The organism is Paenibacillus sp. FSL R10-2788 (genome assembly GCF_038003885.1).
Lineage (GTDB): Bacteria > Bacillota > Bacilli > Paenibacillales > Paenibacillaceae > Paenibacillus_AQ > Paenibacillus_AQ odorifer.
Genome location: NZ_JBBOQA010000001.1, coordinates 6,606,768 through 6,633,680 on the forward strand (window position 1 = coordinate 6,606,768; position 26,913 = coordinate 6,633,680).

Sequence of the window (26,913 nt, forward strand, 5' to 3'; positions counted from 1 at the left end):
TTTATTCTATCATATATATGCTTTAATTTTTAATCAAACTTTTTTTATTTTTCAGAAAAATTAAAGCACCTCATCACATATAAAATACCCCTCTCTTCACATAAAAAATCAGCATCATGTGAAAAGAGGGGTTTATGATTAACTATACTTTTTTCTTCACTTCAATTTAGCCTACGTCCAAATCCCCTTCAGAGAACTGACTGTTATAGAGATCCGCATAGAATCCGCCTTGTGCCAGCAGTTCTTCGTGGTTGCCTTTCTCGATTACACTACCTTGGTTCATGACAAGAATGAGATCCGCATCACGAATCGTCGAGAGACGGTGGGCAATAACGAAGCTTGTTCTGTTTTGCATCAGCGCATTCATCGCTTTTTGAATCAGCAATTCAGTCCGTGTGTCGACACTGCTCGTTGCTTCATCAAGAATGAGGATCGATGGATCAGCAAGAATAGCGCGAGCAATAGTAATCAACTGCTTCTGTCCTTGTGAAATATTAGAAGCTTCTTCATTTAACACCGTATTGTAGCCAAGCGGAAGTGTGCGGATAAAGTGATCAGCATGCGCAGCCTTGGCCGCCCGCACCACATCAGCTTCTGATGCACCTTCATGACCGTAAGCAATGTTATCACGAATCGTACCGTTGAAGAGCCAGGTATCCTGAAGCACCATACCAAATTTACTGCGTAGGTCACTCCGTTTCATATCGGTAATGTTGACGCCATCAATGATAATTTCCCCGTCGTTAAGCTCGTAGAAGCGCATCAACAGGTTAATCAAAGTGGTTTTACCAGCACCAGTAGGACCGACAATAGCTATAGTCTGACCTGGACTAACCTCAATATTCATGTCCTCAATCAGAATAGCATCCTCTTTATATCCGAATTTCACATGACGGAACTCAACGGAGCCTTCCGGAGCACCTTCATCAAGCTTCACAAGTGTAGTATTAACTTCTTTGACTTCCTCTTCTTCATCCAGAAGTTCAAATACACGTTCTGCGGAAGCAATGGTGGATTGAATAATGTTAGCAATATTAGCCGTTTGTGCAATCGGCTGGGTGAACTGACGTGAATATTGAATGAAGGCTTGGATATCCCCGACATCAATCATTTTTTTAGTAACAAAAATACCACCCACAACACAGATAAGCACATAACCCAAGTTACCGATAAACATCATAAGCGGCATAATCATACCCGACATAAATTGGGAGCGCCAGCCAGAATCATATAGCTTATCGTTTATTTCATCAAAATCTTTAAGCGACTGCGGTTCGCGGCCGAAAGCTTTAATAATCCGGTGCCCTGTATACATTTCCTCTACATGACCATTCAACTGACCAAGCGATTTCTGCTGTCTCACAAAATAAGTCTGCGAACGTTTGGAGATCGCCATAATCACAATAAAGCTGAGTGGCAACGTAGTAATCGTGATTAAAGTCAGCCATGGGCTGATGGTAAGCATCATCACAATAACACCAATAATAGTGACGATTGAGGTAATCAGCTGCGTTAAACTTTGCTGCAACGTGGTACTGATGTTATCCACGTCATTCGTAGCACGGCTGAGAATTTCCCCGTGTGTACGGGAGTCAAAATACTTTAAAGGTAAACGCTCCAGCTTGCTGTTGATCTGCTCACGCATGTCATAAACTACCTTCTGCGCTACTCCAGCCATTACATATTGCTGAATGTAACTAAACAAAGCACTAAGCAGATACAATCCCGCGAGCAGGATCAGAATATCATTAATATATCCAAAATCAATGGAGGCACCCTCTACACCCATCAATTTGCCGTAAGCACCTTCGAACAGTTTGGTTGTAGCTTTACCCATAACCTTCGGACTGAAGATACTGAACACCGTACTGGCAATCGCCATAATTAGTACAATAATCAATTGAACCATACGTGGGCGTAAATATTTGATCAAGCGACGAAGTGTACCTTTAAAATCTTTAGCCTTTTCTGCCGGCATCCTCATTCCAGGACCGCCACCCGGTCCACCCGGACCTTTATGGCCGCGGGGAGCTGCAGGCTTATGTTCTCTGTTTTGTTCGCTCATGCTATTTCCTCCTCTGACAGCTGCGAGGATACGATCTCGCGGTACACATCACTGCTCTCGAGCAGTTCACGGTGAGTGCCCATTCCAGCAATTTCACCCTCATCAATTACAATAATCCGGTCCGCATCCATAACGGTGCTAACCCGCTGAGCTACGATCAATACGGTGGATTCCGTAGTTTCAGCTTTGAGAGCCGCGCGAAGTTTGGCATCTGTCTTGAAATCAAGAGCTGAGAAGCTATCGTCGAACAGATACACCTCAGGTTTTCTCACAAGCGCCCGAGCAATGGACAACCGCTGTTTCTGACCACCAGAGACGTTATTCCCGCCTTGGGCAATTTCCGAGTCAAACCCATCCTTCATCGCGGATACGAAATCGTAGGCTTGAGCCACCTTGGATGCATGAATGATTTCTTCATCCGTAGCATCCTCTTTACCGTAGCGGATGTTCTCATTAATCGTACCCGAGAACAATACTGCTTTTTGAGGGATGTAACCGATTTTGCTCCGCAGCTCTTCCTGTGTCATCTCACGCACATCCACTCCGTCTACGCGTACAGCACCTTCATTAACATCATAGAACCTTGGAATCAGGCTAAGCAGCGTAGATTTACCCGATCCGGTACCCCCGATAATTGCGGTAACTTCACCCGGACGAGCACTAAAGCTAATTTTCGAAAGTGCAGGCTGTTCTGCCCCTGGATAGGAAAAAGATACATTCTCAAACTCAACAAAACCACGTAAAGAATCGCGTCCGTCTTTTTTAGTAGCTTGAGCTGTTGTATGCAGTTCACTCTCAGTAGGATCTGTAAATTCAGGCTGCATATCCAGTACCTCATTGATACGCACGGCTGAAGCTGAAGCACGCGGAATTAACACGAACATCATCGATACCATAATCAGAGAGAACATAATTTGCATCGCATATTGGATAAATGCCATCAGGGACCCAACTTGCAGATCGCCGTCACCAATTCGAATTCCACCAAAATAAAGAATAGCAATCATAGAAAAGTTCATTACAATCATCATCAGCGGCATCAGGCCGGCCATGATTTTGTTGACCTTGATAGCTGTATCCGTAAGATCACGGTTAGCTTCGGTGAAACGTCTATTCTCATGATCAATCCGGTTAAAAGAACGAATAACACGAATACCTGTCAGATGCTCACGCAGCACCAGGTTTAATTTATCAAGCTTAATCTGAATGGCTTTAAACAGTGGCAGACCCTTCATCCCAATAAAGAAGATCGCCCCAACAAGTACAGGAATAACGACTACAAAAATCAATGATAATTTAGCATCTTCAGATACTGCCATGATGATACCACCAATCATCATCATCGGTGCCCCGATCATCATGCGCAACATCATAGTAAGTACGGTTTGAACTTGTGTAATATCATTTGTTGTACGTGTAATCAAAGACGCTGTACCTAACTTATCGAATTCATGCAGAGTGAAATTCTCTACATGATTAAAGACTCGAGCACGCGTGATTTTACCAAACCCAGCCGCCACTTTTGCCGATAAGTAACTGGCAATTACCGAACATAAAGCACCGCCACCTGCAACCATGAGCATGAAACTACCTATTTTCCAAATATAAGCGCGATCTCCTTGAACGATCCCTTTGTCGACGATGTCAGACATCAGAGTAGGAAGGTATAAATCACCCATGGACTGCAAAAATACAAGGATTAATACAGCACCAATAGCTACCCTAAAAGGCTTCAGTTGTTTAAATAATTTAATCAAGCTTCTCATCTCCGTTCATTTGTAGCCTATCCCAATCAGGTGGTGGATTATCCTCAACGTATTCATGTACTTTAAGCAATAGCTCTGTGAGCTGTTTAGTGTCTTTTTCGCCTAAGTGTTGTACAAGCTTATCAAGCATCACATCACGATAATGTTCCGCTTTTCGTGTGAGTTCTTTTCCACGTTCCGTCAATTTTACGCGTACAACTCTTCGGTCCGAAGGATCCGCGTGTCTTTCCACCATCTGTTTCGCTTCAAGACTGTTAATCAGCTGCGTGATGGTAGGAGGAGTGAATCCAAGTAGTCGGCTGATTTCAGACACCTTAAGACCCTCTTCATCAGAATGATTCCATTTTTCAATGCATATCATTAAAGTCATCTCACTTGGCTTGTGGCCCTCAACGCCCTTTTGCCATTGAGCTTTATGCAGGCGTTTCATCGCCGCAAAAAGCCCGTGTGCGACTGAATTTTCAGTATTTTCTGTATTTCCTCCGTTTATCCCAATTTCCTTCACCTCTATTTTAGTTAGGTCAACTAATTATTAAACACTATATTATTTAGGCTACCTAATTATATTTTCGCCGGATTGCTTTGTCAAATTATGAATACGCTATCAATTATTACGAAAAAGAAAACTCCCCAGCACGAGTGCAAGGGAGTAGTTATCGGTTTATGTATTGCTCTGTATTTTAAGGATTGAATAGATGTTTTCATCCCTTAGAACCAAGCTCCGTGCTCATAGGTTGTAATGCCTCCATTACTTCCAGAGCCCACAGGTCCAATGATAATGAAGCTAAACAATGCTAACACGCTTACCATCATCAACAGTGATTTTTTCATTTTTTCTCACCCCCTTTACTAGTTCTCTATATTTATCCTGTTGAGAAGCAGTAGCGTAATCCCTGCTCGTCTCAAATAAAGTTATACAATTAATGAAATCTTTTCCGTTGTTTTGCTTTATAGATAACTCCAAAGATTTCAGAAGATAATCTACACCTGTGCTATAACATTGCTTATTTATTTCATAGATTGCTACTTGATAGTACAAACGAAATACACGATCTACATTATTAGGCTCCTGGAACCCTTCAAACCTCAACATTTCTCGTGAGAATCGTGTAAGTACACTGTCAGCAGAGAACCCGTAACGATTAGCAGCATCCATAATAGTTATAAGTCCAGCTAAGATTTCACCTGGGTGATCTGCTAAAAAGGCCGCGTAGGAAGATAGAACATCCACATTACCCATCAACAACTCAATTGTGAAACCATTGCCCATTGCGAATAACCGAAATTGTTCTACCGCCTGACGACCTTCTTCATTCATCATTTCAAACCAGCCAAGATCTGCGTAGCCTGCAGTATACTTTTTAGCTTCTTCATATTTACCTTGCTTGGTCAGCGAAATTGCTTTAAGCAAATACCCATGACCGTAATAAACCACTAGTGGACGTTCCGTATGAAGAACTTCCTTACGTTTATCCACATTACTTCGCAGTTGCTCGCGGTAAACAGCATTAGCCAGCGTTCTTAGCTCATCAGCGAACGACTCCATTTTATTCCAACGACGAAGATCGAAACATAACTGTGTCAAAGTTAAGAGACCATCCAATTGCATATTTTCTGGTAGACGATTCCTGAAAGGTTCAAAAGTAATAACTGCATGTAACTTCTCGTCTGAATCGACGATGGATAAAATTGCTCTAAAAATACGATAATGACTTATTGCGAGCCGCTCCGAGTAACTGTCGGACTCATTCTCAGCTACAACTTTATAAAAAAATATCGATTCATCTATTTTACCTTTTTTAAACAATTTATCAGCTACCGAATAAACGATATCCAGAGACTTCGGATATTCCAGTAATCTGCTTAAAGTGTCCTCAATACAAGGCTGTTTGCCCAATTCAGCACAACGAATCAAAAAAGGCTCCACTCTACGGCGTGAGACCTTCTCATCATTGAAGCATTCATCAACATATAGAGGATATAACCAACCTTCTGGAAAACCAAAGGCTTTTATAATTGCATCTACTTGTCCCAAGGACATAGGCTTCGGCGGATTTCCATGCAGAATTGCACTGAGGCTGCCTCGATTCAGGCCACAAATTTTTGAAAATGAGGCGAGATTATGGCCGGAGCGGGACAAATTTTTCTCAATTTCTGAGCGTATAGTTGTTAACTTTCCCTCCACTCGGCACCCCCAAAGTTTGACTTGAAAAGATTCTATTAATTGACATTATAGGTGAAAGTTATGGATTGTACAACAAATAGATTGTACGACAAATAGAGGAGCCTAATACGCTCCTCTAGATCAGTAACATCTTCATAGTATTATAATTCTATGTTGTTGGTAGTTTAGCTAACAGTGATGGCGCTTTTGGAACTTCTACTATAGGATGTAATGCCGGCTTTCCGGTTGCGCAAATTTTCCATCATCTTATTTTGTGCCAGCAAAATATAGCTGTCTAATCGCTCACTAAGCTCTAAAACAGCACGGTCACTAAGACTCCGTTGCTCTGCAACCTCCAGCAATTCACATCTAAGACTCTCTATAGTTACAAGTAGCTCATCTTCTTTATAATCTTTTCTATGATTATTCTTGGAGGAATTTGGATTTTGTGTCACATCTCTCTCCTTCTCTCTATCAACATCTTCTCCTATCATAAGTCATGATACCAAAAAACATATTTTCAAAAAAAAGAAAAATTGTAGAGCTTCTAACAAAAACGGAATTACTATTTATTCAGAGTCCTCCGCATGCTGGTCAGGGAGCTCATTGGGATACTGTTCTCGCAAAAGTCCCTTTGCAAAAGAAATCCATTCGCGTGCCGCAAAAGATAAATAACGGTCTCTACGCCACGCCATAGCAAGCTGCCACGGAATTACCGGATCCGTCAAAGGCACAACAACTAACCGTGATCGATCCATATCCCGGCATATGGTCTCTGGCAGCAATGCGATTCCCATACCGGCAGCCACCATGCGGCTAATTAAGTCCCATTGGGAGCTCTCATAGATTACCTTAGGCTGAAATCCCGCCTTCACACATTCCGTAATAATCCGATCATGCAGCGTAAAATCCTCCCGGAACAGCACAAACTCCTCTTCGGCCAGTTCACTTAAAGGAACAAAGTCTGCACCGGCCAGCCGATGTCCTACAGGTAAAATAAGATTCAGCTTCTCTTCAACAAAAGTGAAACAATGAAGTTTGGCTGTATTTACAGGCAGCACAACCATTCCGATGTCCAGCAAGCCCGTTTCTACATCTTCTTCCACTTTTTTCGCGCCATCCTCATGCAGACGAATAGTAACCTGCGGATAACGTTTATGAAATTGACCAATCACCGAAGGAAAAAAGCTCGCCCCTACCATTGGAGGCAGACCGATGCGGATGTGGCCCTGCTCCAAATTTCGTAAGCTATCCAGCTCAGAAGACAAGCTGGCGAACGACTCCACGATATTTTGCGCTTTGGTGAACAGAATTTCCCCCGCATCTGTAAGCCGGACACTTTTCCCTTCACGGTAAAACAAATCCGCCTCCAGCTCGATCTCCATATTCCGGATCATTTTACTGATCGTTGGCTGAGAAATATATAAGGATTCGGCAGCCCGAGTAAAGCTTTTCATTCGTGCTGCTTGGACGAAATATTCTAATTGTCGGATATCCATCTTCCAACCTCCGATACATAGACAAAAGGAATGTCATTTATTCAATCTATTCATTTTACCTATGAAAACAATTGTTGTAAACTTTCATTATCATGAAAGGAGCGAAGCCTTATGAAAAAGATTGTTATAGGCTTGCTGCAGGTAGCGGGACTTACCCTATTCTCATTACTAATCAATGCTGTAACCCCATTATTGCATATCCCTATTCCCGGAAGCATACTCGGAATGATTATATTGTTTCTTTTGCTTGAGTTTGGTGTCATTCATCTGAATTGGGTTGAAGTTGGTGCTTCTTGGCTACTGGCTGAGCTCCTGCTGTTCTTTATTCCATCTGCTATTGGCGTAATGAAATACGCGAATATTCTGGAAACTGATGGTTTACGAATCCTCGCGGTGGTCATTTTGGGTACGATTGTTGTAATGGCCAGTTCCGGATTACTTACCAGTAGAATTTACAAAGCAAAGGAGCGGAAAGGATCATGTTAAACGCTCTGTTATTCTTCGGTCTTACGGTTGCTGTGTATCTACTGGCGAAACGCATTTATGCTTCTAGTGGCAAAGTGTACACCTCTCCATTGATCATTACACCAGTGCTTATGATTATCTTCTTACTCATCACAGGCATTACTTATGATTCTTACAATGCGGGAGGCAAATGGCTGACGGATTTGCTGCAACCGGCAACTATGGCCTTTGCAATCCCTTTGCATAAAAACTTCAAGGTGCTCAAAAAGCACGCCGCCGAAATTGCGGCAGGCGTGCTGTCAGGGACGATAACAGCGGTGATCTCTTCTATTCTGCTCGCCAAATGGCTGCATGTCAGCGGCGATCTGGCAGCCAGTCTGGTTCCACGTTCGGTGACTACGCCGATCGCTATGAGCATCTCGCAAAGTATCGGCGGTGTACCGAGTATTACTGCAGTCTTCGTCATCATTACCGGGATACTCGGTACAATGATGGGCCCTACAGTGCTCCGCATCTTCCGCATTGACAATGAAATCGCGCGTGGTGTATCGCTGGGAACCGCTGCGCATGGTACAGGAACATCCAAGGCCTTCGAGCTTAGTTCACTGACCGGAACCATCTCCAGTATTGCGATGATTCTGTCCGCGCTGTTATCCATAGGTGTGGCGCCAGCTTTACTCGCGGTATTCCTCCACTAGGCTAACCCAGCTTGAGCCAAGGACATGTCTCTTTAGCACATCTAAGGCGACATGTTCTTTTTTTAAGAGATCTAAACCTAGAATTTAACCGGAAGTCCACTTTGTGCTGAATCGTAAGCCGCGCAGGTTACTTTAAGCGTCTTGAATCCATCCTCATAGTCACTGAGAATACGTGAACGATCACCTGTCCGTACAGCATGCAGAAAAGCTTCACTTTCCACTAAATATGGATTTCCTGTGTTTTCAAATTCGGTGCTATTGCCACTTCGCACTTCCAAGAGACGATCCGGGTTCCAATCCAGCAATCCCCGATCATTATAGAAACTAAGTCCTACACTTCCCACCGGATCAGGCAGTACACATGTATTTGAAATATTAGCTATGATTCCATTCTCAAGCTTCAGAGATACGGTACCTACATCGGCTACGCTCACACCTTCATGCTGCTCATGCATAATTCGGTTTCCGAACATGCCGTATACTTCTTTTACCTCTCCTGCCAGATAACGCACTAAATCGACGATATGAGTAGTCTGCTCGGTGAACTGTCCTCCGGATTGCTCCTGATCACGCCACCAAGCTACGCCCGGCATGCCGCCCATCCACTGGCCCATAACCATACCGATCTTATCACCACGTAGTGTTTCCTTGAGCCGTCTGACATTCTCTTGATAACGGAAATGGTAACCTACCGAGGTCAATAAATTATGTTCTTTAATATCTTGCAGCAAGCTCGCAGGAATTTCAGTAGTCATACTAAGCGGCTTCTCTATAAAAAAAGGAATATCCCTCTTGATTAATGAACGTTCAATCGCACCATGAGATTGTGGAGGCACACAGATATAAACAGCATCAAGCGTCTCTGCATCCAACATCTCTGTAATATCACCATATCCAGCAGCTCCGTATGGACGTGCCATATCTTCGCCTTTGGCTTTACTGCTTCCACAGACTGCCTGCAACTGGACATCATCCATCCCTGCCAGCAAATCAGCATGTACCTTAGAGAACCAACCCGTACCCACAATACCCACTTTTAATGTCATATTATTTCCCCCTGCCGATTGATTATGAATACCCTTTCGTAGATTATAACCTCTTACGAGCGGATAAGATAATCTCTCCATTCTTCGGGGAGCAAATGCATATATGGACTCTGCAAAAAACGGTCATCAGCCAACACGATAATGCCCGTATCCGTCTCGCTGCGAATCAACCGGCCTCCGGCTTGCAGTACCTTGCACATTCCCGGATAGACATAGGCATAATCAAAGCCATTTTTTCCTCTGGCATTAAAATATTGACGCAGCAGATTGCGTTCAAGACCAAGCTGTGGCAGGCCAACGCCAACAACCATAACCCCATTGAGGCGATCCCCTGGCAGATCCACACCTTCTGAAAAAATTCCTCCAAGTACAGCAAATCCCAATAACGTCTCGTCATTGTCTGGACTAAATGCAGCTAAAAAACTTTCTCTAGCTTGCTCACTCATGCCCGTATCCTGCATCAATGTCCGGATTTCAGGGTAATTCTCCGTAAAGGCCTGATATACGTTTTGTAAATAGAGGTACGAAGGAAAAAACACCAGATAATTGCCCTTCTTGGAGACCATTTGGCTTAGTGCTTTAGTCAACGGAACTAGGGAAGCTTCCCGGTCATGATAACGTGTGGAGACAGGTAAGACGGTTACTTCCCACTGCTCCTTCTGAAAAGGAGAAGAAACAGTTAAACTGTAATCTTCCTCCACCGCACCAATCATATCCCGGTAGTAAGATAATGGAGAAAGTGTAGCTGAGAACAGGATCTGACTGCGAAAGCTCTTGGACATCTGCCGAAGCAGATGCGAGGGATCCAAATTGAATAACTTGAGATAGACATCCCCTCTACGAACCTCAGCATAGGTAATGTAGCGTTCATCATAGGTCTTAAAGGTGCGGAGCATTCCCTGAACTGCAAAATATGTATCCAAGAGGACATTTTCCCCTTCATCTTCTCCATTCAGAGAGACAATGCTGGAGCTGGGGTGAATAAGTTCCTGTTCCGCCTCCAAAGAAAATATCTCAAGCAAAGCTGGCAGCTCCTCCGGGAACGAGTCCCACTGCCCTTGCCCCTCTTCATTGCAAATTTTGCGAAGGGAGATGAAAAAAGCATTCACCGATTTAGCGGTTTTACTCAAACTCCGGTTCATTTCTTTATATTGGCGCTGGATCTCCAGGAAAGGGGCTTTCAGCAAAGAGGCGGAGAACATTTCCCGTCCCCGGTCTACCAGATTGTGTGCTTCATCTACTAGAAGTACCGTTTCTCTCTTTCTTTCCTCTGTTAGCCGTTTCAGACTGATGCGAGGATCATATATATAATTGTAATCGCAGATCACAGCATCACAGGCATAGGCCGCATCCAATGAGAACTCAAATGGGCACACTTTGTGTTTGTGAGCATACAGTGCAATGGTGTCTCTGCTCATGAGCGTCTCGTGCTCTAACAGATCCATCAACGCCTCGTTGATCCGGTCATAATAACCATCCGTATAAGGACAGGAATCCTTACCGCAAACCCCCTCTTCGCGAAAACAGGCCTTCTCTTTAGCGGTAATAGTGATGACATGCAGCTGAAGTCCCTGCGTTAGCAACAGCGAGATGGCTTCCTGCGCGGCAAAACGGGTAACCGTCTTTGCCGTTAAATAGAACAATCCCTTAGCTTGTCCTTCGCCCATCGCTTTAAGGACAGGAAACAACGTCGACATTGTTTTCCCAATACCTGTGGGTGCTTGAGCGAACAGACTGACCTTTTCCACGACGGACTTATATACGACTCCTGCAAAATGACGTTGTCCCTTTCGATAAGAGGAGAACGGAAAGCTCAACTCCCGAAGACTCTGCTCCTTCTTAGCCTCATGATGAACCATCATCTCGGCGTACGGAGCATATCTAGCTACTGTGTCATTCACAAATGAAATCAGCTCTTCAAAAGACAACGTTCGGTACAAGCTTTTTTGCTCATCAGTGGCCCGGTGGACATAGGTAAGCTTAACCTGAATAGAAGAAAGCTCTTGCTCCAGAGCTATCATATATGCGTACATCAGCGCCTGTGCCCAGTGAACCTCATGTCCCTCATCCAGTAAATCCAGCAGTCCGGAGGTTGACTTGATTTCTTCGACCGTAAAGCTCCCATCCTCCGAGACAAGCAATCCATCACATCGCCCATCTACAACATAAAGCAGGTTTCCATAAGAAATTTCCGTTTTCAAATAAACCTCTTTGCGGTCACCTTCCTTATATTGCTTTTGGATTTTCTGATGAATTCTTGTGCCTTCGACCATAGCGCCCGTTCCATGAAAGCCAGGCTCAATGCTTCCGCTGCGAAAAACATATTCAACGAGAGTTCTAACTGATAAAGCTACTGTAGAGCCCATCCGGCATCACATCCTTTAATTTTCCATATATTCTTTTTGCTCCCAATCGCCATTTTAGTCCTGAATTCGTTGTATAACCCTGCATGAGAGCAGGAGCGTCAGCTTCAACCCTATGTGTTTAACTTTACGCGCTCCGCTAAGCTTATACTTAGGATCTCGATTTTTGACATTCTATAGCTAGCCCTGCATAATAAATTTTATTACTATGGAATTATTTTGTCTGGGGCGCTGTTTCTTCCTAGCCGGGAAATAGCGTTTTATCATGTAGAAAGAAGGCGAAGCTGTGTCATCCTTTAACTTTAAACAGTGGATCGTTAAACCTTTTGTGTTTTTCACAATAATTTTTATTCTAAAAGCTTTCTTGGCATGGGGCGTAATCTTTGACGATATATTGCCCTGGAAATCATTATTAACTGAAATCCCCTTTGCTTGGGCGCTCTTCTGTATCATTGAACGTTTTGGTTCCAAGCGCAAGCTCGGATATTACATGACCGTAAATTTATTAGTGACAGCCATTTTCTTCGCAGCCATTATGTATTTTAAATATTATGGTGTTATTGTGACTTACCATGCAGCGGAGCAGGTGAATCAAGTCACCGCCGTCAGCAACAGCGTATTCTCACTTATGGATCCATACTACCTGCTGATTTTTACAGACATCATTATTCTCGGAGTTTATTTCTTCTTTAATAAAAAAGGCCGGGTCTATAAGAAAGAGAATATCAACCGCCGCCGTGGCGGAAAACTTAAGTACAGCGTTCTGTTTGCAGTCTCACTTGCTTTATGCCTGTTCAACATCTTGCCTAATAAGGCCAGCATGAACGAAATTAAGAAAGCCCAGGAAATGGGAATTCTTAATTATGAAGCCTATACGATCTTCGCTAAAGAAGAGCCTGAGCTAGTCAATTCAAGTGACATTACACAAGATGCCATTAACAAATTGAAGGGGATTAATACTACGGCTAGTTCTCCACTTCAAGGCATCGCGAAAGATAAGAACCTTATTATTATTCAAATGGAATCTTTCCAGAATTTTTTGCTAGGACTTAAATTAGACGGTCAAGAAATCACACCGAACCTGAACAAGGTGATGAAGGACAGTCTTTACTTCCCTAATTTTTATCAAATGGTTGGTCAAGGGAATACGTCGGATGCAGAGTTCGTAGTTAATACTTCCTTCTACATCCCTCCACGTGGAGCGGCAACGATGTCCTATGTAGATAAGGTACTGCCGAGTCTGCCACGTGTGCTTAAAGAAAATGGTTATCAGACTGCAACCTTCCACACCAATGTCGTAGAATTCTGGAACCGCGGCGAGCTGTATGACTCCCTGGGCTTCGATCATTATTATGATCGCAAATTTTTTGGTGAAGATGATGTCTTTTTCTTTGGCGCTTCTGATGATACGCTCTACAGTAAGACAGCCGACAAACTAAAAGAAATGGACCAACAGGAGCAGCCTTTTTACGCTCAAGTCATTTCAATGTCAGCGCATCACCCTTTTACTATTCCGGAAGAAAAATACCGTATGGAGCTGCCAGAGCGTTATGAAGGTACTTTTGTTGGTGACTATATCCGTTCCCAGAACTATGCGGATGATGCTTTTGGACATTTTGTAGAAGAGCTTAAAGCGAAAGGTGTCTGGGACAATAGTGTAATCATGATTTATGGAGATCATATGGGATTGCCGATTTATTCCCTCGATCATGATGATAAAGAATTGATGACTGAAATCTATGGTCATGAATACAGTTATGCGGATATGATGAACATCCCTCTGCTTATTCATGCAGGTGATGGCGTAGCGCCGCAGACCATTGATGAAGTAGGCGGAGAAGTGGATATCATGCCAACCGCTGCAAGTCTGCTTGGGATTTCATTAGAGAATAACGTATATTTTGGTCAAGATCTACTCAGTCAGACTTATAATTTGCTGCCAGAACGATATTATTTACCTTCTGGTTCATTCATTGCCAGCTCAGGATTGCTTATTCCTGGTAACAGCTTTGAAGACAACACTCAGTACTCTATTTATAACGATGGAACAACACCAAGTGCCACTGAGGACGAATATAACCGTGCCTTGAGGCTTTTACAGCTTTCCCACAGCTATATCACTCAGTTGCCCGACAAACAACCTAAACAATAAATTACAGGGCGTAGGCAACCAACGAACAAAAACAGCAGAGCAGCGATTCCCCAATAATGGAGAACCGCTGCTCTGCTGTTTTTTATAAAGATATCCATTCCGAAGCTTAGCTGACTAACGCTCCTGATCCTCGATCATACGGTAATACTCTGCAAAGTTGCGTAGTTCTTCGGGCTTCAGTATGGACAAATGCTCAGCCAGCAGTTCTTTGGACCGGAAATGTCCTTCTTCCAGCACCTGCTGACCCTTCTCGGTGATCGTTACTACAACCGCTCTCCGATCCTTCCCATCCGGCTCACGCTTGATATAACCCAGCACCTCCAAACGGTCCAGCATCACCGTCACTGCACTGGATTTGACCTCCATACTTTCTGCCAGCTGTACCACCCGCGACTTCTTTTCTTTCGCTATCATATTTAACAGACCCATCTGAGGCACCGTAAGTCCGAGTTCTTTGTGCAAAGACATTTGAGACATAATCTTACGCTGTACTCTCCACATGGATAGTCCAAGACGATCAATTAACGGATCTATTTGATGTGGCATATTTGTTCAACCCCAATCCGTTTTTAATAACTCAAGCGTACCACTAGAACTGGTAATGATTCAATGGTTTTGTCTACTAAACCATTGAAAGCATGCTGGAAAGCGCAAACTTCCACGAATCTCCAATTTCCGACACAGAAATACTATATTCCATGTAAGGTTATGAGCATATCAATGCGATATAATCGTAGAGGTGAGAGCTATTATCACTGAGAACATAATTTGTCAAGGTTGGTGCGAAGAATGAAATTAGCAACTAAATTAACTTGGATGATGTTCATCGTCTTACTTCTTGTAGGATCATCCATCGGGTTCTTCGGATACCGTACAGCTTATAAGCAAGTAGACGAAGCCGCAGGTATCGAATTGGTAGGATGCGCTAATATTACAACCGGCCTGATTGACCCCGCAGATATTTCCGCATTGTTGGCAGGCGATCAAAGTAAACTGGAGGCTGTAGAGGATCGAATCGGTTGGATTGTGGCACATAAGGCTATTTTTAAAGAGGCATTCATCTTATCCTTAGACGGAAAAGTACTTGCCGCAGATTCAAGCTTCCAGGCTAGAGGTTATAAAGCAGGCGATACTTTTTATTTCCCAGATGAAGTTAAGCAACATATCACTCAGTCCAAGCATTCCTCCTACTCCAAGGTTTATACATACGAAGGTACCTCACTTAAGACAGGTTACGGCCCCATCTATCAGGATCATGATCCATCCAAACCTATAGTTGCGCTGATGGCTATTAATTTCGATGGCTCCATAATTCAAGAAAGAACCCAAGATATCATAGTTCAGCCCTTTATTATCGGAGCTTCCATTCTGGTTATAGCTATCGTGGCAGCTTATCTGTTAATCCGCCGAATGATAAGTCCGTTAACGAAGCTGTCTAAAGGGGTCAATCTTGTTGCACAAGGCGACCTTACTCATAATCCTATTTTATTCAACAGTAAGGATGAGATTGGTACATTAGCCCGTAATTTTAATGACATGACCCAAAGCCTGCGCTTGCTTATTACCGAGGTCAATGAGACCTCCATGCAGGTAGCTTCCTCGTCCGAAGAGCTCTCTGCCAGTGCACAGGAAACCAACCGGGCCGGTGAGTACAGCGTCAATGTTACAATTGAGCTTGCGGATAGCGCGAATTCACAGCTGCAGAATATGGAGGGCGAATATAAGTCTGTACAGGACCTGTCTCGCTTCATCACAGAGATTGCAGGCAATGCAGATAACGCGATGAATAATGCGGTCAGCAACGCTAATAAAGCCCGTACAGGCCGTGAAGCAATGGATTCCACCACACAGCAGATGAGAGTCGTAAGTGACAGCATTACCGACCTAGCAATCATTATTGAAACCTTGGGTGGTTATTCCAAAGAAATCGAAAATATCGTGGGTACTATTGCCAGCATCGCAGAGGAAACCAATCTCCTGTCCCTAAATGCAGCGATTGAAGCCGCAAGAGCTGGAGAAGAAGGAAGAGGGTTTGCGGTCGTTGCCCATTCCGTGCGTAAGCTTGCTGAGCGTTCAGCCCATTCCGCTGCGCAAATTGGCCAGCTGGTAAACATCATCGTGAACCAGATGGATCAAGCAGGAGAAACAATGAAACGCTCTACAGAAGAGATGGAGCACGGCAGAGAAATGATTGCCACGGCAGGCCAGTCCTTCTCGGAGATAGAAATGTCTGTCTCGGGAATGGCCTCACAAAGTCAGCAGATCTCCGGAACAGTTCGACAGCTTTCGCTAATTTCCGACCGTATCGTTACAACCCTTCAGAATATCGTAAATGTCGCTAATCAGACAGCCAGCAGTGCAGAGACATTATCCGCTTCCTCAGAAGAACAGCTTGCCGCAATGGAAGAAGTTGAGTCTGCAGCAGCTTTCCTGTCCTCACTAGCTGAGAAGCTGCAAATTCTGATTGAACGATTTAAGGTTTCTTAATAGCAAAGGGGCTAGCGTCCAAGCAGAGAAATTCTGCTTAGACGCTAGCCCCTTGTTCTATGTATTGAGATCATCTGTCACGATACTGCTGTATTCGCTATAAACCACTGGCCCAGCTCATGCACCGGCATTGGCCGCCCATAATAATAACCCTGCATCACTCTGCAGCCTAAGGATTGCAGCAGCTCAATCTGCTCTGGTGTCTCCACACCTTCCGCCACGACCTCCATATTAAGATTGGTGGCAATCGCAATGATATTACTGATAATGGCTTTCTTGGAATGCATCTTGCTCTTACGAATAAATACCTGGTCAATTTTGAGTGTGTTGACTGGAATCTCATCTAAATTACCAAGGGACGAAAAGCCTGTCCCAAAGTCATCCAGTGATACCCTTACCCCAAGTGCCCGAAGTCTGGAGAGCTGCGCAACCGTCTCTTCCATGTTATTCATCGCAATGGACTCTGTAATCTCCAGTTCAAGGAAATGTGGTTCTAGGCCTGAACGTGTGAGTGCTTCTTCTACGACATCGTATAAGCCCCCACCCTCAAACATCCGCGCTGACATATTAATAGAGACTGCGACATTTGCTATCTCTTCCTTATGCCAAAGCATGTTCTGGCTGCATACATCATGCAGCATCCAATAGGTAATAGGGACAATTAGTCCCGTTTCCTCTGCGATGGGAATGAATTCTGCGGGGGAAATTATCCCATGTTCAGGGTGCCGCCAACGCAGCAGTGCTTCAAGACCAACCGTAACATTCATATAAGAATCCCATTTCGGCTGGTAAACAACCATAAACTCGGAGCGTGCCAGCGCTTTACGAAGATCCTTCTCCAGCGACATCCGTCGCAGCTGATGGCGGTTCATCTCCTGATCGAACACACTGAATTTATTCTTACCCGAATCCTTAGAGGTATAAAGAGCTGTATCGGCTGCCTTCATTAATGCTGAGCGGTCAGTTCCATGCATAGGGGTCATACTGATCCCCACACTTGCAGTAACATATAGCTCATTACCCTGAATGCTGTAGTATTTCTTAAGTTCATATAAAATGTGCTCTGCTTCCTCTTGCGCATCCTCCACAGTACAATCTGGAAGAGCGATCAGGAATTCATCTCCGCCCAAACGAAAGACCTTGCCTTTACTTCCTACAGAGCGTCTTAATCTTATAGCGACCTCTCGCAGTAACAAGTCCCCTATATCATGTCCAAGCGTATCATTAATCGACTTAAACCGATCCAGATCCACAAAAAATACGGCGCCGGATCTACTCCCGAAAAATTCATCTTTAAAATAACGTACCAGACCATGTCTGTTCGGAAGATCAGTTAGTGGATCATAATAAGCCATCCGTTCCAGCACATGCCGGTCCAGAAATACAGCACCACCAGAAATCGCAAGCATAAATAGCGTTACCAAGGATACTCCCATTAAAAGAATAACATCAGTCTCCATAAAAAAAGTTGTATTGCCTAGCAGACCGTTATATTCAAAATGAGTCGCCCTTACACTCGTATAATGCAATCCAGTCACCGAAAATCCGATAAAGAGAGCAGAGTATAACTTCCAGCGGTTAAAACCCACATAGTCTTTAAACTTGTGAAATAGAAATAATCCGATAAAAGACGAGAGCATAACGAGGATTACAGCACATGTCTGAGTCCATATCTCATAATGGATCTCCGCTGCGATCTTCATGGAGGACATCCCGATATAATGCATAGCAGAGATCCCGCTGCCCAGTAGAACACCACTAACTATTAAACAACTTTTTCTTAAACGTGGCACAAACGTAATCCGGAATGCCGAATAGCAGCACAATACACCAACCAATAACGATAATACAGCCCTGCCTGGATAATAATTCACGCTAAAAGGAAAACGGCTCGCCATAATCCCTACATAATGTATCGACCATATGCCACTGCCGAGTACACATGCCCCCGATATTAACCATAAGCGACGAACTTTCCCAAACGAGCGAGGGACTTGCGAGATCAGATTCAGCGCGGAATAAGCTGCAGTCGCCGCTAGCGCAAATGATAGTAAAACAATCCAAACGTTATAGTGGATTCCCATTTTATCCATTAGTTAACCTCTTCACCGGTTTTGAATACCGTAATCGCTGCAGCGTATTTCTCAAGTAAAAAATCAGTACACGAATATCAGATAAATGGAAGAGTGCGTAAAGATTATAGGTTATCCCTGAAAAGCAACTTTAGATGTATTCTACCTTGTATTCAGCCGATTGTCTAAGAAAATACTGGAATTTATACCCTTTTTTTATGTCGGCAAAAAATGTCCATATTTGACGCATTCACTCACCCCGGAAAGTTGGATATGTGACCTGTGGTTGATGGGGTTTTGGGGAAGGTCTTTCGCCATAACCATTGATTCAAAACTACCAGAACTAACAGATAGATGTAAATTCCTCCGGTAAATAAAGTGAAGACATAGTGAATACCCGCCATCCCCATCAGCAAAAACATAAGCATGAAGGCGACTCCAGTGTAATCCTTTTGTTTGGCTGCCTCATAACGCTCTGAAAAAGGTAAGCTCCGCGGATAAACACGAAAGCAGATGACTGAGAAAATCAGCATGGCGAATAATACCACTACTAAATCAGGTACAATGTGCACACCGAACAACAGAATGAACAATACCGCATCTACAGCAAATAAAGGTAAGACTAGCCGCAGCAGCGCCGCCTTAAGCATCCCACGGTAAATAGGCGTGCTATCGGGTAAAGGAATCAGCCTATAAATCCAAGCTCCTTTATAACTTGTAGAGTAGCGTAGCATCTGTATTACAGTCTGCATTAACATCGTGCAGAAATAGATTAACAAGTACACTTTTGAACCTTTAAGGGAACCATCATAACTATTCTGTAATATACCAAATATAAAAATAAACGGGAATGCGATAGAAAAGCCAAGTGCAGGATAGACCTTCAGCTTAAAATCGCGCTCATTCTTCATCATGGACCAAGTAAACCGAAAGAAAATTCCCTCTGCCGGTTCCTTACATACTCTGCGAGAGAGCCACTCTGCGATCTGGCCCTTGTCTTTTCCACCGGAGCCTTGCTCTGCCAGCTTTTGCAAATTCCGCTCAAACTGTGGCATCAGCTTAATATAAGCTACGATCAGTACAAGTGGGGTTATCAAAGCCAGCAATGAGAGAATGAAGTAATAGGGTTCTCTCGCTCCACCAAGCAACAGTTCAAACGGAGCCGCGAACCAAACCGGAAAAATAAAGTACTGCCACCAAGCAGGATGATAAGCAGCACCAAGCTCAGTGAGGTTGAACAACCTGGAGATGAATTGATAGCCCACCATTATTCCGATCGTTAGAAGGATTTGCGTATAATTTATAATATCCTTGAGCTTCTCCCCATCAAAAAACCGCATGATCATCAGGTAGAGCAGTGCAGTTATTACGAGGATAAAACAGTCTAACAAGACAATTGTCACCGCATACATCAGAAAAAAAGCGATCCCCTGCTTAAATAGGCTAAATACCAAAGATGGACCAGTGATCGACAATGTAACTGTCCCTAAGTAGAGAAGAACGTGGATACTTTTGGCCATATTTAAGGTGGTTCGGTTGACGGGTTTGGAAAAAAGAATATTTTTATCACGTAAATCAAGCATTACTGAAGAAAAATCAGAGATCAGGGTTGTGGAGACAAAAAACATAATGATCCCAAAGGTTAAGCTCATTTGCAGCATATAGTGATCATTGGATAGCGTTAGCGGAATTAATATTAAACCAAACAGTAAGTAAATCCACTGCAATCGCAAAGGCGAACCTTCTTTAACGTTCTCCTTTTTCTGCATACCTGCAAGCGCTGTAGGCGTTCTTCTTCCGTCCATGGTCAGTTTGATCTGCAGAATACTCCGCATGGTGTCATAATCGACTCCAAATCTTATAAATGCACCCCGCAGCTTATCCAACAGCCTCAGCACGAAGAAATCAGTCATAAGAGGATACCTCTTGCTCTTGCATGACCGCAACAAATTCACCAGCGATATCACGGTATTTATCAAATCCGGTTAATTGATTGAAAATATCTTCAAGCGTCCCTTCGCGGCCTTTCTCCTTCAGCTCCGCAAAACTTCCGTCCGCCACAATATCCCCGCCATCAATCAAAATGATCCGGCTACTGATTTTCTCAACCACATCCATGATATGTGAGGAGTAAAAAATGGTCTTCCCCCGTGCCGCCAGCGATGCAAAAATCTCCTTCACTATCATCACGCTATTAGCATCCAAACCACTCAGCGGTTCATCCAGGAATAAAATATCGGGGTCATGCAGCATGCTGGAGATAAGCAGCACCTTTTGCTTCATCCCTTTTGAGAACGAAGAAATCCGCATATCGTAAGACTTCTCCAAACCTAGCAGTGTGGTTAATTTTTTGGCCTTGTAGTCCGCCTCCGCACGACCTAGCCCATACAGCTCGCCAACAAAGGTTAGATACTCTCTTGCAGTGAGGCTATCATATAATTCGGCTACCTCCGGCACATAACCTATACGTTTCTTGTAAGAAACATCTCCATCAGCAATATCCTTACCGAAAATCTCCACTTTACCGTTATATCCTTCTACCAAACCGAGCATAATCTTCACCGTTGTACTCTTACCTGCCCCGTTAGGGCCGATATAACCAATAATTTGTCCTCTATATACCTTAAGATCAATTCCCTTTAGCACCATTCGGTCTGTATAGTTCATCCATAAACCTGAAATCGCTATGACCGGATCGTCAGCTAAACCCATATCTCAGTCCCCTTTCTAGTAACTAATCAATAATGTGAAATATTACTACTTTATGTAATTACAATAATTGTATCATTTAGTAGAATCCTCTTCCATGATTTAGTCTGCTAATCTTATGTCTAGTTAAAAAAAGAGTGGCCATTAGGCCACCCCCTAGAGATTTATAGCGAAAGGCAGCGCCACCGATGCCACGAAATGGCTGTTGGCACCCCCTTTATTTTAGTAAACCGGGCTAAGATCAGAGTCCGTTTGGTGGGGTAGCATTTTTGCGTAAGAGAGCGAGCACGCTATCGGACACAGCTGACCTTATACGCGGATTTTTACCACATTTGGAGTGCTAAAGGACCCCATAGTCGCTATCAGCATGAAAAACACCATAAACGCACCTTTTTCTAAGCGATAGCGTCGCTGGAGTCCGAAACTATGCCCCAAAGGCTGGAATGTGGAAAATAACGTCATCTGGGTCCGAAAGTCGCGCCGATAATGAATGAGCTGCTGAATCAAGCGGGCAAGAGGGCAAGCGTGCAAGCGGACAGGGCAAGGGCAACCAGCCAGCTAACAAACAAAAAAACAGAGCGGCGATACTCCAATAAAAGAGGAATCGCTGCTCTGCTGTCTTAGCCGAGTCGCCGCACTCATAGTTGAACGCTACTTACGTGACGTCCGCTATGTCTTAGTCGCTGATTATTTGGATAGCAAATTGTAAATAACCTGTGCTGCTTCTGCTCTTGTAGTGACTTCCTCCGGATTGAGTTTACCGTTCGCTCCGGTCACTACGCCTCTCTCTACCAGCGCTTGAAGGGCTTCTTGTGCATAACCAGCGATCTGTCCAGCATCACTAAAGCCGGAAAGCGTGGCCGCTGTTTTCTCAGATGGCAGTTCACCTAGCGCTACAAGCGAGCGGTACAAGAGTGTAAATAGCTCCTGCCTAGTGATCTGAATCTCTGGCTGGAATTGATTATCACCCGAACCCGTTGCTACCCCAAGACGCTTAGCTGTAGCAAGATAATTCGTATAATACGTATTGCCTGCATCTGCAAAATTATCAGCAGCAATGGCATCCGGTGTGATGTCATAAGCCTTGAGCAACAAGACGATGAACTGCCCTCTAGTGATTGCAGCATTAGGACTGTAATGTTCAGCATCCGTACCAGATGTGATACTACGTGCTGCCAAGAAACCTACTGCATGGCTATACCATGAGGCATCTGGAACATCTGCAAAGCTCACTTGATTATATCCAATAATATATTGGGAGAAATGTGTGGTTACGAAATCTACAGTTCCCTTAGCGGTATTGTAATTTCCACGTACATTGTCCAAACTTCCAGTGCTGTTAATGTGATACACAATAACCGCATCTGACCGTTCTCCCGCTTGCAGCACGTACGGTACGCTGACACGAACACTGCCCCCACCGAAGGTGGAAATCGTGCTTTCACCCGCTATAACCGACAAGTCATAAACCGGTCTGTCTCCGAGAACAGCCTTGCCTTCTGCCGTTAATGACACCTTCGCGATTCTAATAATGATGTCTCCGGCATCTGAAGCTGCACTAATGCTTGCCAATGATTTGGCATCAAACGTAATCGTACCCACATTCTCATAATCAATGGTAATCTCCGCCTTCGTTCCGGCGGCTAACTCATTAATTATGCTTCTTGGAAGAGTAAGTTCAGCTGTTTGAGTATCTGAAGTAGCTGCAACACTAATTTCAAGAACAGCTTTCTTCCCATCAGCTTCTGCCTTCTTAGCGAGACTCACGAATTCAGCAGCCGTTTCTTTTGTGATCGTTGCAGTAGTCACTCCTGTGGTTTTATCCGTTTTAGTTGCTGCTGTTGCTGATAGGTTCACGGTACTCCCTGCTGTTGCCGTAGCAACCAGTTGAGGGCTTGCTGATGGTGTTGGTGTAGTCGTGCTCGGTGTAGAATTGCCACCTGTTCCACCTGTTCCAGGATCTGAAATAGGCACATAGGCCGGAACAACAATGTCAGTCGCTGGACTTGCCTTATAACCTTCTTTGGCTGCGTATCTCACTTGATACGTGCCCGGTATTAATCCTGTGATTTCTTTATCTGGTGCATACACATAATTAGTTACACTCGACAGCTTATATTCTAAGGCTGTCGTGGTTCCCGTAATTCTTCCATCATTGTTCGCTGCTGAGGTAGGAGCAACTCCCTGTAACCCAGTTGGAGCTGCTTGTTCCGCAGTGAATGCTGGAACGATTACATCTGCTGCTCTACCCGCGTTAAATCCTTCTTTAGCTGCGTATCTTACCTGATAGATACCCGGCACCAGTCCAACGATCTCTACATCTGATGCGTAGACATAATCGGTAACCGTAGACAGCTTATATTCCAGCGCTTTCGTAGTTCCTATAATTTTACCGTCGTCATTGGCTGCACTGGTTGGTGCTATACCTACTAATCCTGTAGGTGCCGCTTGCTCACCATATGCCGGGACTTCAACTGTAGCGTCTTTACCTACGCTGTATCCCTCTTTTGCCGCATATCGCACATTATAGAAGCCCGGAGTAAGACCAGTGATAGCTGTACCTGTTACAGGTTTATAATCAGCTTCTCCAACGCCTTTATACTCCTGTCCTTCAGCAGAACCCGTAATTTGCCCATCATCATTAGCTTCAGAAGTAGGTGCTACGCCTACCAGTCCTGTCGGGGCTGCTTGTTGATGGGTGTAAGCAGGAACTTCCACACTTACGTCTTCGCCAGCATTATAAGGAATGATTGTGGGTCCAGCTGCGGAAGTTGGCCCTTGATAGCCCGATGTAGCGGCATATCTTACCTTATAAACACCAGGTGCAAGCCCTGTAATGGCTGATCCCGAAGCTGGGGTGTAAGCCTCGTCTCCAGCAAGCTTAAATTCCAATGCTGCACTGGTGCCTACAATTTGCCCATCCTTATTGTCGGCCGCTGTTGGTGCTACACCGGTAAGTCCTGCCGGTACAGCTTCGAGTCTGGAGAATATTTTATCCAGCGCTGTTGTAGTGTTATTGTATCTGGCTCCGATTGGGTAATTAGCCTGCACGTAATCCGGTTGGATATTCGTCCAGCTGTACATAAGTTCAACATGCCCTAGAATCGGTGAGTTTTTGCCTCCTGCCTCCTTGTTGTCCTTGTTATAAGTGAACAGATATGGAACTTGAAGTCTGTCTCCGCTCACGGTGTTTCCAAGTCCATCTACATAACTAATTACAGTTGGTTTGGCAGCTGAATTGTTTTCGGTCTTGATATTGGTCAGATAAGTACGAACCAGATCAACATAAAGCTGCGCATACGGATGATTAGTGGTTCTAATCTGAAGCTCATTATTATTATGCGGATTTGCACTGCCCTTAGTGCCGCTGTTGTTATTAGGCTCAGCAACGGTCACACCAGCATCCAACTTAGTGTCGAAGAAGTAGATCTTATTGATATTATGTTTTTTGGCATATTCGTTGATATATTTAATCACCGCTTGCGTGTTAGGGCACCACGACCCGCCTAACAAAATCGCATAGTTTCCCTCACTCGCTAAAATTTGCTTCAGCTGATGATAGGTCACATGTTCATAAACAAGCGTGCCATCCGCTTCGTTGAAGATCGTAGGTTTTCCCTCATTTTCCCCTTCATAGTTCTTATTAAATGCAGCCTTGATATAAGCCGACTCGTCGATAGTGTCATATCGGGAAGCGGCACCCAGCACCTCACTTACTGATGTTTTATACGTATTAACCTTCGCCGCATCAAGTGTTCCGTTCGTCAGGAACTCATTCCACGAATAGCTCTTATCCAGGTAGGATACGACAGGAGCACTATTTCCCTGTGCATCCTTGTGATCCTTGTTGTATACCAATAAGAATGGAGACTCGAGCTTGTTAGCAGTCACAACTTCCCCGTTTTTATTGGTATAGCTGACATTGCGTTCTGGATCATCTTTGGAAGACAGATTTAAATTCTTCAAATACTTGTTGACCAGATCAACATATTTATAGGCAAATTTATTATTGCTGTCTGCAATCTGAAGGGTGTCCCCGTCCAGCTTAGTATCAAAGTTATAAATCGTAGAGATGCCATATTCCTTGGCTGCCTCGTTGATAAAGCCGATATCGGCCTGTGTATTCTCGCTCCAAGCGCCGCCAACCAGAACAGCGTATGTGCCTTCACTCTCAAAAAGATGAACGATATCTTCATACGTTGCTGTTTTAAATACATGGTTAGCATCATTTAGATGGTCATAGACATGACTGAAATAGTCAAACTGGTTAACGCCACCTTGGGAAGAGGTTATAACCTCTGCGTTATCCGGATTAGCATAAGCTCTTCCTGCCTGTGTAGGCAGGAAGAGCAGGGAGGCTGCCAGCAGCAGCGTTACAATTTTTTTGATAGTTAATGGTCGTATCATTATGTGCACCTCGCCTTAAATAGGTTTATGGGATGAATGGGCTGAAAGGAATCCTGAATGAGCCTGCTGCTCATCAAGGACAAACCTCTTCCTCAGCGGCTGGTGCCGGTGCGGGTGCCTGAACCGTTTCCGCTGGAGCAGCTGCTGGTGCGCTGACCGTGGATGCAGGTGCAGAAGACGATGTTTTCGGTTGAGAAGACTCAACTACCGGAGCCGGGGTCGCTTTAACTACCTCTGTTGTAGAGAAGGTTATAGCTTTTTTGGAAGGTGTCTCCGTTGCTTTTGCTACAGGAGCGGCGGTTTCCTTAGGCTGTTCAGATACAACAGGAGCTGCGGTCGGCTGAACGGCTTTAGCGGTTACGTTTGCTTTTGGAGCAGTCGTAGGCGCAGCAGTTGGCGCAGGCGTTGCCGCGCTGGTTTGCGGTTTAACAGATGCAGATACCGTTGTTGCAGCTGTTGCCGTCTTAGCGGTGTCCGCAGCCGGGGATGCGGTTGCTTTAGGCTGAGCTGCGCCCGCTTCTGGAGCTGCTGAAGCAACAACCTTCGCCGCAGAATCAACAGCTGCTGGGGCCGCAGTAGCTTCTGCCGTGACTGTCTCTGCTGCTGGAGCCGAAGCTTCCGGCTGGACAGCTTCTGTTACAGGAGCTGCAGTAGCTTCTGCCTGAACAACAACTGCTGCCGCAGAAGTAGCTACTGGTAAAGCTGCTGCGGTTACTGCTGTATTACTACTCTCTTGAATGGGTGCTGCCTCTGCTGTTTTTTTGTTAGCGGATACCGCGGCATACGTCAATGCGGAGAAGACGATAGCGGCGGCAACCAAAGAGATCGAAAGCTTTTTCATATGTGTACCATCCTTTTCAAATAAAATAAGAGACCCCTTCATTACATTCTTGTACCTTAAATCCGTAACTCTCCCTTCTCTAAAGTTAAAAAAAAAGAGACTCAACGGGACGCAATTTACGCGTCTTTCGTTGAATCTCCGGCTGTCCAGTCGATTCCAATTGGCTTGTGATTAAGTTC

The 26,913-nt window shown here is 44.4% G+C and carries 18 protein-coding genes; 4 read left to right on the forward strand and 14 right to left on the reverse strand.

Annotated features, from left to right (window positions below; all coding sequences use genetic code 11):
* Nucleotides 1–166: 166 nt before the first annotated feature.
* The 6 genes from NSQ50_RS29365 to cidR form a co-directional block, all read right to left on the reverse strand.
* A complete protein-coding gene (locus tag NSQ50_RS29365) occupies nt 167–2,065 on the reverse strand; it encodes an ABC transporter ATP-binding protein (protein ID WP_036681989.1) in 1,899 nt (632 codons plus the stop codon).
* Nucleotides 2,062–3,822: an ABC transporter ATP-binding protein gene (locus NSQ50_RS29370; RefSeq protein ID WP_036681991.1), complete on the reverse strand. Its 1,761-nt coding sequence runs from the start codon at nt 3,820–3,822 to the stop codon at nt 2,062–2,064. Before NSQ50_RS29370 ends, NSQ50_RS29365 begins: the two co-directional genes overlap by 4 nt.
* The gene (locus tag NSQ50_RS29375) at nt 3,815–4,336 is read right to left on the reverse strand and encodes a MarR family winged helix-turn-helix transcriptional regulator (RefSeq protein ID WP_051491214.1); all 522 of its coding nucleotides are present in this window, start codon (nt 4,334–4,336) and stop codon (nt 3,815–3,817) included. Before NSQ50_RS29375 ends, NSQ50_RS29370 begins: the two co-directional genes overlap by 8 nt.
* Before the next feature lie 279 nt (nt 4,337–4,615).
* On the reverse strand, nt 4,616–6,016 hold the full coding sequence (locus tag NSQ50_RS29380) for a DNA-binding protein (protein WP_076123994.1): 1,401 nt from the start codon (nt 6,014–6,016) through the stop codon (nt 4,616–4,618).
* A gap of 164 nt (nt 6,017–6,180) precedes the next feature.
* Nucleotides 6,181–6,489 carry an aspartyl-phosphate phosphatase Spo0E family protein gene (locus NSQ50_RS29385; protein WP_080742653.1) on the reverse strand — a complete coding sequence of 103 codons (309 nt, stop codon included), beginning with the start codon at nt 6,487–6,489 and terminating at the stop codon, nt 6,181–6,183.
* Nucleotides 6,490–6,564: 75 nt separating this feature from the next.
* The gene (gene cidR / locus NSQ50_RS29390; RefSeq protein WP_036682015.1) at nt 6,565–7,494 is read right to left on the reverse strand and encodes a cidABC operon transcriptional activator CidR; all 930 of its coding nucleotides are present in this window, start codon (nt 7,492–7,494) and stop codon (nt 6,565–6,567) included.
* Nucleotides 7,495–7,605: 111 nt separating this feature from the next.
* On the opposite strand from cidR, the gene NSQ50_RS29395 reads away from it, so the two are divergent.
* Both NSQ50_RS29395 and NSQ50_RS29400 read left to right on the forward strand, forming a co-directional pair.
* Nucleotides 7,606–7,980: a CidA/LrgA family protein gene (locus NSQ50_RS29395; protein ID WP_036682017.1), complete on the forward strand. Its 375-nt coding sequence runs from the start codon at nt 7,606–7,608 to the stop codon at nt 7,978–7,980.
* The gene (locus NSQ50_RS29400; protein ID WP_036682019.1) at nt 7,974–8,657 is read left to right on the forward strand and encodes a CidB/LrgB family autolysis modulator; all 684 of its coding nucleotides are present in this window, start codon (nt 7,974–7,976) and stop codon (nt 8,655–8,657) included. The genes NSQ50_RS29395 and NSQ50_RS29400 overlap by 7 nt, the downstream gene beginning before the upstream one ends.
* Nucleotides 8,658–8,734: 77 nt before the next feature.
* Here NSQ50_RS29400 and NSQ50_RS29405 read toward each other — a convergent pair whose 3' ends face one another.
* Together NSQ50_RS29405 and NSQ50_RS29410 are read right to left on the reverse strand one after the other, a co-directional pair.
* Nucleotides 8,735–9,703, reverse strand: coding sequence for a Gfo/Idh/MocA family protein (locus NSQ50_RS29405; RefSeq protein ID WP_038573694.1), 969 nt, complete (start codon nt 9,701–9,703; stop codon nt 8,735–8,737).
* A gap of 53 nt (nt 9,704–9,756) precedes the next feature.
* Nucleotides 9,757–12,069, reverse strand: coding sequence for a helicase C-terminal domain-containing protein (locus NSQ50_RS29410; protein ID WP_076222354.1), 2,313 nt, complete (start codon nt 12,067–12,069; stop codon nt 9,757–9,759).
* 283 nt (nt 12,070–12,352) lie between these two features.
* On the opposite strand from NSQ50_RS29410, the gene NSQ50_RS29415 reads away from it, so the two are divergent.
* Nucleotides 12,353–14,218 carry an LTA synthase family protein gene (locus NSQ50_RS29415; protein WP_038573700.1) on the forward strand — a complete coding sequence of 622 codons (1,866 nt, stop codon included), beginning with the start codon at nt 12,353–12,355 and terminating at the stop codon, nt 14,216–14,218.
* Between the two features lie 114 nt (nt 14,219–14,332).
* Here NSQ50_RS29415 and NSQ50_RS29420 read toward each other — a convergent pair whose 3' ends face one another.
* The gene (locus NSQ50_RS29420) at nt 14,333–14,764 is read right to left on the reverse strand and encodes a MarR family winged helix-turn-helix transcriptional regulator (protein ID WP_051491215.1); all 432 of its coding nucleotides are present in this window, start codon (nt 14,762–14,764) and stop codon (nt 14,333–14,335) included.
* A 243-nt stretch (nt 14,765–15,007) separates the two neighbouring features.
* Here NSQ50_RS29420 and NSQ50_RS29425 point away from each other — a divergent pair, with 243 nt between their 5' ends.
* The gene (locus NSQ50_RS29425; RefSeq protein ID WP_076145420.1) at nt 15,008–16,705 is read left to right on the forward strand and encodes a methyl-accepting chemotaxis protein; all 1,698 of its coding nucleotides are present in this window, start codon (nt 15,008–15,010) and stop codon (nt 16,703–16,705) included.
* Nucleotides 16,706–16,782: 77 nt separating this feature from the next.
* On the opposite strand, the gene NSQ50_RS29430 is transcribed toward NSQ50_RS29425, so the two are convergent.
* The 5 genes from NSQ50_RS29430 to NSQ50_RS29450 all read right to left on the reverse strand — a co-directional run bounded on the left by NSQ50_RS29430 (nt 16,783) and on the right by NSQ50_RS29450 (nt 26,734).
* A complete protein-coding gene (locus NSQ50_RS29430) occupies nt 16,783–18,798 on the reverse strand; it encodes a bifunctional diguanylate cyclase/phosphodiesterase (RefSeq protein ID WP_038573706.1) in 2,016 nt (671 codons plus the stop codon).
* 233 nt (nt 18,799–19,031) lie between these two features.
* Entirely contained in the window at nt 19,032–20,690 is a 1,659-nt protein-coding gene (locus NSQ50_RS29435; protein ID WP_052097381.1) for a hypothetical protein, read from the reverse strand.
* Entirely contained in the window at nt 20,683–21,489 is an 807-nt protein-coding gene (locus NSQ50_RS29440; protein WP_036682032.1) for an ABC transporter ATP-binding protein, read from the reverse strand. Before NSQ50_RS29440 ends, NSQ50_RS29435 begins: the two co-directional genes overlap by 8 nt.
* A gap of 684 nt (nt 21,490–22,173) precedes the next feature.
* Nucleotides 22,174–25,893, reverse strand: coding sequence for an S-layer homology domain-containing protein (locus tag NSQ50_RS29445; RefSeq protein ID WP_076222355.1), 3,720 nt, complete (start codon nt 25,891–25,893; stop codon nt 22,174–22,176).
* A 73-nt stretch (nt 25,894–25,966) separates the two neighbouring features.
* Nucleotides 25,967–26,734: a hypothetical protein gene (locus tag NSQ50_RS29450; protein WP_076099702.1), complete on the reverse strand. Its 768-nt coding sequence runs from the start codon at nt 26,732–26,734 to the stop codon at nt 25,967–25,969.
* Nucleotides 26,735–26,913 lie beyond the last annotated feature (179 nt).